Source organism: Acidocella sp. (assembly GCF_028687955.1).
Classification (GTDB): Bacteria; Pseudomonadota; Alphaproteobacteria; order Acetobacterales; family Acetobacteraceae; genus Acidocella.
Genome location: NZ_JAQTZC010000010.1, coordinates 1,664 through 8,844, shown reverse-complemented (window position 1 = coordinate 8,844; position 7,181 = coordinate 1,664). Strand labels below are relative to the sequence as shown.

7 protein-coding genes are annotated in these 7,181 nt (G+C 64.0%); all 7 read left to right on the top strand.

Translation table 11 applies throughout. From position 1 onward, the window contains the following. Positions 1-1,492, top strand: a 1,492-nt coding sequence (locus PHE40_RS02360; RefSeq protein WP_299957460.1) for a DNA polymerase, incomplete at its 5' end; no start/stop codon positions are given. Continuing rightward, positions 1,489-2,622: a serine hydrolase gene (locus PHE40_RS02355; protein WP_299957457.1), complete on the top strand. Its 1,134-nt coding sequence runs from the start codon at positions 1,489-1,491 to the stop codon at positions 2,620-2,622. The genes PHE40_RS02360 and PHE40_RS02355, both read left to right, overlap by 4 nt. A 54-nt stretch (positions 2,623-2,676) precedes the next feature. After that, a complete protein-coding gene (locus tag PHE40_RS02350; protein WP_299957454.1) occupies positions 2,677-4,140 on the top strand; it encodes an NADP-dependent isocitrate dehydrogenase in 1,464 nt (487 codons plus the stop codon). A gap of 92 nt (positions 4,141-4,232) precedes the next feature. Then, positions 4,233-5,450, top strand: coding sequence for a tryptophan synthase subunit beta (gene trpB, locus PHE40_RS02345; RefSeq protein WP_299957451.1), 1,218 nt, complete (start codon positions 4,233-4,235; stop codon positions 5,448-5,450). After that, positions 5,447-6,250 (top strand): tryptophan synthase subunit alpha, encoded by an 804-nt coding sequence (gene trpA, locus PHE40_RS02340; RefSeq protein ID WP_299957448.1) that lies wholly within the window; start codon positions 5,447-5,449, stop codon positions 6,248-6,250. Before trpB ends, trpA begins: the two co-directional genes overlap by 4 nt. 40 nt (positions 6,251-6,290) lie before the next feature. Next, entirely contained in the window at positions 6,291-6,461 is a 171-nt protein-coding gene (locus tag PHE40_RS02335) for a hypothetical protein (protein ID WP_299957445.1), read from the top strand. Positions 6,462-6,684: 223 nt separating this feature from the next. Beyond that, a complete protein-coding gene (locus tag PHE40_RS02330; RefSeq protein ID WP_299957442.1) occupies positions 6,685-7,176 on the top strand; it encodes a DUF2501 domain-containing protein in 492 nt (163 codons plus the stop codon). The last annotated feature ends 5 nt before the right edge of the window (positions 7,177-7,181 follow it).

Sequence of the window (7,181 nt, the reverse complement as noted above, 5' to 3'; positions counted from 1 at the left end):
CGGGGTGGCGCAGGTGGCGCCGCTGGATGATGTGATGTTGATCTCCTACGCGCAGGACGCGGGGAATTTCAGCCATGACCGTGAGACGCTCGCACGCGAACATCTGGCCCATGAGCTGAAGAGTTTTGATTCGGTGGCGGGCAGCGGGCGGGCGCGGCTAAGTTTCGCCAACGTGCCGCTGGCCGGGGCGAGCGCCTTTGCCGCCGAGGCCGCGGATGTGACCCTGCGGCTGTGGGCGATGCTGAAGCCGCTGCTGCGGGTGAACAAATCGCTCGCGCTGTACGAGCTGGTGGAAAAGCGGCTGATCCCGGTGCTCACCGCCATGGAGCTGCACGGCGTGATGGTGGACCGCGCGGACCTGCGCGCGATGTCAGCAGAGTTTGAGGGCCGGATGGCCGAGATCGAGACCGATATCCACCGGCTGGCGGGGCAGGATTTCAACGTCGGCAGCCCCAAGCAACTGGGCGAGATATTGTTCGAGCGGATGGGCCTGCCGGGCGGCAAGCGCGGCAAGGCGGGCGCGTGGGGGACGGATTCATCCGTGCTGGAGGGTCTGGCGGAACAAGGGATCGAGGTGGCGCAACGGGTGATGGACTGGCGGCAGCTGGCGAAGCTGAAATCAACCTATGCCGATGCGCTGATCGGCCAGGCGGACGAAAACGGGCGGGTGCATACCAGCTTCCAGATGGCGGTGGCGGCGACCGGGCGGCTGTCTTCAACCGATCCGAATTTGCAGAACATACCCGTGCGAACCGTGGAGGGCGCGCGGATTCGCAAGACGTTCATCGCGGCGCCGGGGTGCAGCCTGATCTCGGCGGATTATTCGCAGATTGAGCTGCGGCTGCTGGCGCATGTCGCGGATATCGCGGCGTTGAAGGAAAGTTTCGCCAAGGGCGAGGATATCCACGCGCGCACCGCCTCGGAGGTGTTCGGCGTGCCGATGGCGGGGATGGATGCGGCCACGCGGCGGCGGGCGAAGGCGATCAACTTCGGGATCATCTACGGGATTTCGGCCTTTGGACTGGGCCGGCAACTGGGAATCGGCGCCGGCGAGGCGAAAGCCTATATCGATGCGTATTTCAAGCGCTATCCGGAAATCCGGGCGTATATGGAAGCCACGAAAGAGGAGGCACGGAGCAAGGGCTATGTGCTGACACCGTTCGGGCGGCGCTGCTGGGTGCCGCGCATAAAGGACAAGATGCCGCAACTGCGCGCCTATGCGGAGCGGCAGGCGATCAACGCGCCGTTGCAGGGCGGAGCTGCCGACATCATCAAGCAGGCGATGGTGAAATTGCCGAAGGCGATGGCGGATGCGGGGCTTTCGGCGACATTGATCTTGCAGGTGCATGACGAGTTGTTGTTCGAGGCGCCCGATGGGCAAGCCCGCGCGACGGCCGAACTGGCGCGCGAGGTGATGCAGGGGGCGGCCGGAATTTCCGTGCCGCTGACAGTGGAAACCGGGATCGGCAAAAACTGGGGGGATGCGCATTGAACCCCGATGCCATCTGGAACGTGCTGAACAATGCCGTGGCCGCGGGCGGGGTGCCCGGCGTGGCGACGGCGGTGAGCGATGCGCGCGGAACGCTGTTTGAGGCGGCGGCGGGCGTGACCATGCTGGGCGGTGAGCAGAAGGTGGATGCTGACACGTTGTTCTGGATCGCCTCGATGACCAAGCCTGTGACCTCGCTGGCGGCGATGCAGCTGGTGGAGCAAGGGCGGCTGGATTTGGATGCGCCGGTGGGGGATTTGCTGCCTGAGTTGAAACATCCGCGGATTCTGGAAGGCGGAAAACTGCGCCCGGCAAGGCGGCCCATTACGTTGCGGCATCTGCTCACGCATACGGCGGGGTTCTCCTACGCTTTCGCCAGCGCGGAATATGCCGCTTATCTGACGGCGCAACCCAACCCGCCGGCCTTTGGCACGCGCGCGGCGCTGGATGCGCCGCTGCTGTTCGAGCCAGGCGAGCGCTGGGAATACGGGCTGGGCGTGGACTGGGCGGGCCTCGCGGTGGAGGCTGCCTCCGGGTTGAACCTGGAAGCGTATTTTCAGAAGCACATCTTTGGCCCGCTGGGGATGGCTGACACCAGTTTTATGCCCACGGCGGCGCAGCTGGCCCGCCGCGCGGCGCTGCACAAGCGCCAGGCGGATGGCAGCCTGGCGGCAACACCTCCTGCCGCGCTGACCGTGCCCGAGGTATTTTCCGGCGGCGGCGGGCTGTATTCCACCCTGCGCGGCTACCAGAAATTCCTGCGCGTGTTCCTGACGGCGGGGGCCGGCATTGTTACGGCCGGGACGATTACTGAAATGACGCGCAACCAGATCGGAGGGTTGCGGGCCGGGTATCTCCCCTCTGCAAATCCAGCATTGTTCGTGGGGGCGGATGTGAACCCAGGGCAGCACAACCAGTGGGGGCTGGGCTTTATCATCTATCCCGGGAAGGGGAGGTTTGGCCGCAATGCTGGGAGTTTCGGCTGGGCGGGGATGGCGAACACCTATTTCTGGGTGGACCCGGCGGCCAAGCTGGCGGCTGTGATGATGATGCAGATACTGCCCTCGGGCGATGCCGGGGCGATGAAAACCCTCATCGGATTCGAACGCGCGATGTATGCCATGCCGCAATAACCAGCTATAGGTTTTCCGCCACATTCCGGGAACCCAGAGATGAATGCCACCACCATGAGCGCTACGAAAACCAAGGTAACAGCATTGCCGGGGGACGGCATCGGCCCCGAGGTGATGGCCGCAACCATGCGGATTCTGGAGGCGGCAAACGCCCCGGTTGAATGGGAGATGGCCGAGGGCGGCGCCGAGGTGTTTAAAAAAGGCATCATCACCGGCGTGCCGCGCGAGACGCTGGACAGCATCGCCCGCAACGGGCTGGCGCTGAAAAGCCCGCTTGAGACGCCGGTGGGCTATGGCGGCAAATCCGCCAACGTGACGCTGCGCAAGCATTTTGAGCTTTATGCGAACATCCGCCCGGTGCGCGAGCTGCCGGGGATCACCACGCCTTATACCGGCCGTGGGATCGACATGGTGATCGTGCGCGAGAATGTGGAGGATGTTTACGCCGGCATCGAGCATATGCAGACCACCACGGTGGCGCAGTGCCTGAAGCTGATGACAGCCCCTGGTTGCGAGCGCATCATCCGCGCCGCCTACGAGCTGGCGCTGGCGGAAGAGCGCAAAAAGGTGACGACCGCGACCAAAGCGAACATCATGAAGCTCACCGAAGGGCTGATGAAGCGTGTCGCGGAAATGGTGGCGCCGGAATTCGCCAGCCTCAAATCCGACCATATCATCATCGACAATTGCGCGCACCAGCTGGTGATCAAGCCTGAGGCGTTCGATGTGATCGTGACCTCCAACATGAATGGCGACATCATCTCCGACCTCGCGGCCGGGCTGGTGGGCGGGCTGGGCATCGCGCCCTCATCCAACCTGGGCGACCATGCCGCGATGTTCGAGGCGGTGCACGGCTCGGCGCCCGATATCGCGGGCAAGGGGCTGGCCAACCCGACCGCGCTGCTCTCCGCCGCGATCATGCTGCTACGCCATATCGGCGCGTTCGACGTGGCGGCGACGGTGGAGCAGGCGCTGTTCATCACCCTGGCCGAGGGCAAGAACCTCACGGGTGACCTCTCTCCGCGCGGGCATGGCGTGGGCACGCTGGCCTATACCGACAAGATTATCGCCAATTTGGGCCGCACCTCCAACCAGCCCTCGCGCAGCTACAAAAAGCTGGAGCTGAAGACCTGGCCGAAGCTGACCGCGCATAGCGAGCCGAATGCGCGCGAACTGGTGGGCATCGACGTGTTCCTGGAAACCGATCTCGGCGCCGAGGAGCTAGGTAAGGCGCTGGAGGCCATCGCGCAGGACAGCCCGTTCGTGCTGAACGGCATCTCCAACCGCGGCGTGCAAGTGTATCCGCCCAACGAGGGGCAGCAGACCTTCCTGGTCGACCATTTCGCCAGCCGCTTCATGTTCAAGAAGCCGATCCCGCTGTCGGCCTCGAAATCCGAGGGGCAGCCGGAGATCAGCTATCTGGTGCAGCGCATTGGGGCGAAATTCACCTGGATGCATATCGAGAAGCTGCAACGCTTTGACGGCAAGGATGCCTTCGAGCGGCCGCAGGGGGCTTGAGATTTAAGGGCCGTCTTCCACGCAAGGGAGACGGCCCATTTGTTTCTGGGTTGCGGCCTTTATCCCGCTGCCCGGTTCAGCTAAAGCGGGGCATGAACGAGATTATCCCCAATTCTTTGCGTAATGGCCCGGATGGGCGCGGGCGGTTTGGCGAATTTGGCGGGCGGTTTGTCGCCGAGACGCTGATGCCGCTAATTTTGGAGCTTGAGGCGGCATATGAGGCGGCGAAGGCCGACCCCTCGTTCCAGACCGAGCTGGATTATTACTTAAAATATTATGTCGGGCGGCCGAGCGCGCTGTGGTTCGCCGAACGGCTGACCAGGGAGCTGGGCGGCGCGAAGATTTATTTCAAGCGCGACGAGCTGAACCACACCGGGGCGCACAAGATCAACAATTGCCTGGGGCAAATTTTGCTGGCGCGGCGGATGGGCAAGACGCGGATCATCGCGGAGACAGGCGCCGGGCAGCACGGTGTTGCGACCGCGACAGTGTGCGCGCTCTTTGGCCTGCCATGCACCGTGTACATGGGGGCGGTGGACGTGGAGCGGCAAAAACCCAACGTGTTCCGCATGAAACTGCTGGGGGCGGAGGTTATTCCCGTGAGCTCCGGCGCGGGGACACTGAAGGACGCCATGAACGACGCCATGCGCGATTGGGTGGCGAATGTGCGGGATACTTTTTATATCATCGGGACTGCGGCGGGGCCGCACCCCTACCCGGCCATGGTGCGCGATTTTCAGTGCGTCATCGGCAATGAGGCGAAGGCGCAGTTGCAGGAGGCTGAAGGGCGGCTGCCCGATGTGGCGATTGCGGCTATCGGCGGCGGGAGCAATGCCATCGGGCTGTTCCACCCGTTCCTTGATGATGCCGGGGTACGGCTGATCGGCGTGGAGGCGGCGGGGCATGGGCTGGATTCTGGCGCGCATGCCGCCAGCCTGAGCCGCGGACGCCCGGGTGTGCTGCACGGCAACCGCACCTATTTGCTGCAAAACGAGGATGGGCAGATCCAGGAGGCACATTCGATTTCCGCCGGGCTGGATTATCCGGGGATCGGGCCGGAACATAGCTGGCTGCATGACATCGGCCGCGTGGAATATGTGGCGATCACCGATAAGGAGGCGCTGGCCGCCTTCCAGCTCTGCACGCGCACGGAGGGGATCATCCCCGCGCTGGAGCCGAGCCACGCGCTCGCGCATGTTGCCAAGATCGCAGGTGGAATGGACAAGGATGAGATTGTGCTGATGAACCTGTGCGGGCGGGGGGATAAGGATATCTTTGCGGTCGCGCAGCATCTGGGGGTGGAGCTGTGAGCCGGATCGCAGGCGTATTCGCCGGGCTGAAGGCGCAGGGCCGGGCGGCGCTGATCCCCTTCGTGGAAGCCTATGACCCCAACCGCGAAACCTCGCTGGCGCTGCTGCGGGGCATGGCGGAAAACGGCGCCGATATTATCGAGATCGGCGTGCCCTTTACCGACCCGATGGCCGACGGGCCGACGATTCAGGCTGCCGGACGCCGCGCGCTGGAGGCCGGCGCAAGCCTGGCCGGGGTGCTGGGGCTGGTGCGTGAGTTCCGCGCCGGCAACGCGCATACGCCGCTGGTGCTGATGGGGTATTTGAACCCTATTCTCTCCTACGGGGTGGCGCGGTTCTGCGCCGATGCCGCAACCGCCGGGGTGGATGGGTTGATTGTAGTGGATCTGCCGACCGAAGAGGCGGATTTGCTGCTGCCGGATGCCGCGAAAAACGGGATGGATGTGATCCGGCTGATTGCGCCGACGACATCGGACGCGCGTCTGCCGCTGGTTCTGGCCGGGTCGTCTGGGTTTGTTTATTATGTGAGCATCACCGGGATCACCGGCACGCGCACGGCCTCGGCCGCTGATCTGGCGCGCGATATTCCACGCATCCGCGCCGTGACGAACCTCCCCATTGCGGTGGGGTTTGGCGTGCGAACGCCAGAGCAGGCGGCCGTGGTGGCGCAGCATGCCGACGCGGCGATTATCGCCTCGGCGCTGATTGAGAAACTATGCAAGAGTGATGTTGCGAGCGTGCTGGCGGATGTGGTGGCGCTGGCGGCAGGCGTGCACGAAGCCGTGCGGACAAGCGTTTAAGGCCGCAATGCATGGGACCGCCCGCTGTGCATTGCCGCGAATGGGCCTAATGCCCCTCGCCGCCGCCGTGCTCACCCCAACCGCGGCCGTGTTCACCCCAACCGCGGCCGTGTTCACCCCAACCGCGGCCGTGTTCACCCCAGCCGCCGTAGCCGCCATCAGGGCCGTACCAGACGCAACCGGCCAGACCGAGGATGACAACGAACAATAATACGGGAGCCACGCGAAAAATTTTCATGGTTTGGACTTGGCGCGGGTGCCGGGCCATAACAATGCACATTCGGCCGCAGGCGCATTAACTTACGTTCATCCCCGTGATTTCCGGCAGTCTGCGGCGGCGGGCCGCGAGGGCAAAAGCCCGCCGGTTGCCGCTCTTGACCACCGGGCCGGGATGCGCGCTCATCAGGGCCGGATAACCCCCTGAGGAGATCATCATGCGAAAAGGCAAATTTGGCTTCGCTGCCGCGGCGGTTGTTGCGGTTGGCGTTTTGGCGGCGCCGGCGGCACGGGCGCAGCTTTCAGGCATGTTGCAAGGCGCCATGGGCGGCGGCCAGAGCAGCCCGGCCACTTCCGGCCTGGGCAACATGAGCATGGGCAGCGCGATGGGCAGCGGCTTGAACCTGCCCACACTCGGCGCGGCGCCGCCCACGAATCTGGCGGGTATTTTGCAATATTGCATCCAGAACAATTACCTCGGCGGCGGCGTGTCTGCATCCTCGGCATCATCAATCCAGCAATCGCTGCTCAGAAAATACACGGGCTCGTCCAGCGCGCCTGAGGCGAACAGCGGATTCGCCTCGGGCAGCAGCGGTATCCTGGATACGGGCAATGGCAACACGATGTCCCTGGGCGGCAGCGGGCTGAAAGCGCAGTTGACACAAAAAATCTGCGATCAGGTTTTGCAGCATGCGCAATCAATGCTCTGATACCA

What these genes read in the sequence shown, in the direction of transcription:
- PHE40_RS02350 (WP_299957454.1), top strand. Translation starts at nt 2,677, where the DNA reads ATGAGCGCTACGAAAACCAAGGTAACAGCATTGCCGGGGGACGGCATC.
- trpB (WP_299957451.1), top strand. Translation starts at nt 4,233, where the DNA reads ATGAACGAGATTATCCCCAATTCTTTGCGTAATGGCCCGGATGGGCGC.
- PHE40_RS02335 (WP_299957445.1), top strand. Translation starts at nt 6,291, where the DNA reads ATGGGCCTAATGCCCCTCGCCGCCGCCGTGCTCACCCCAACCGCGGCC.
- PHE40_RS02330 (WP_299957442.1), top strand. Translation starts at nt 6,685, where the DNA reads ATGCGAAAAGGCAAATTTGGCTTCGCTGCCGCGGCGGTTGTTGCGGTT.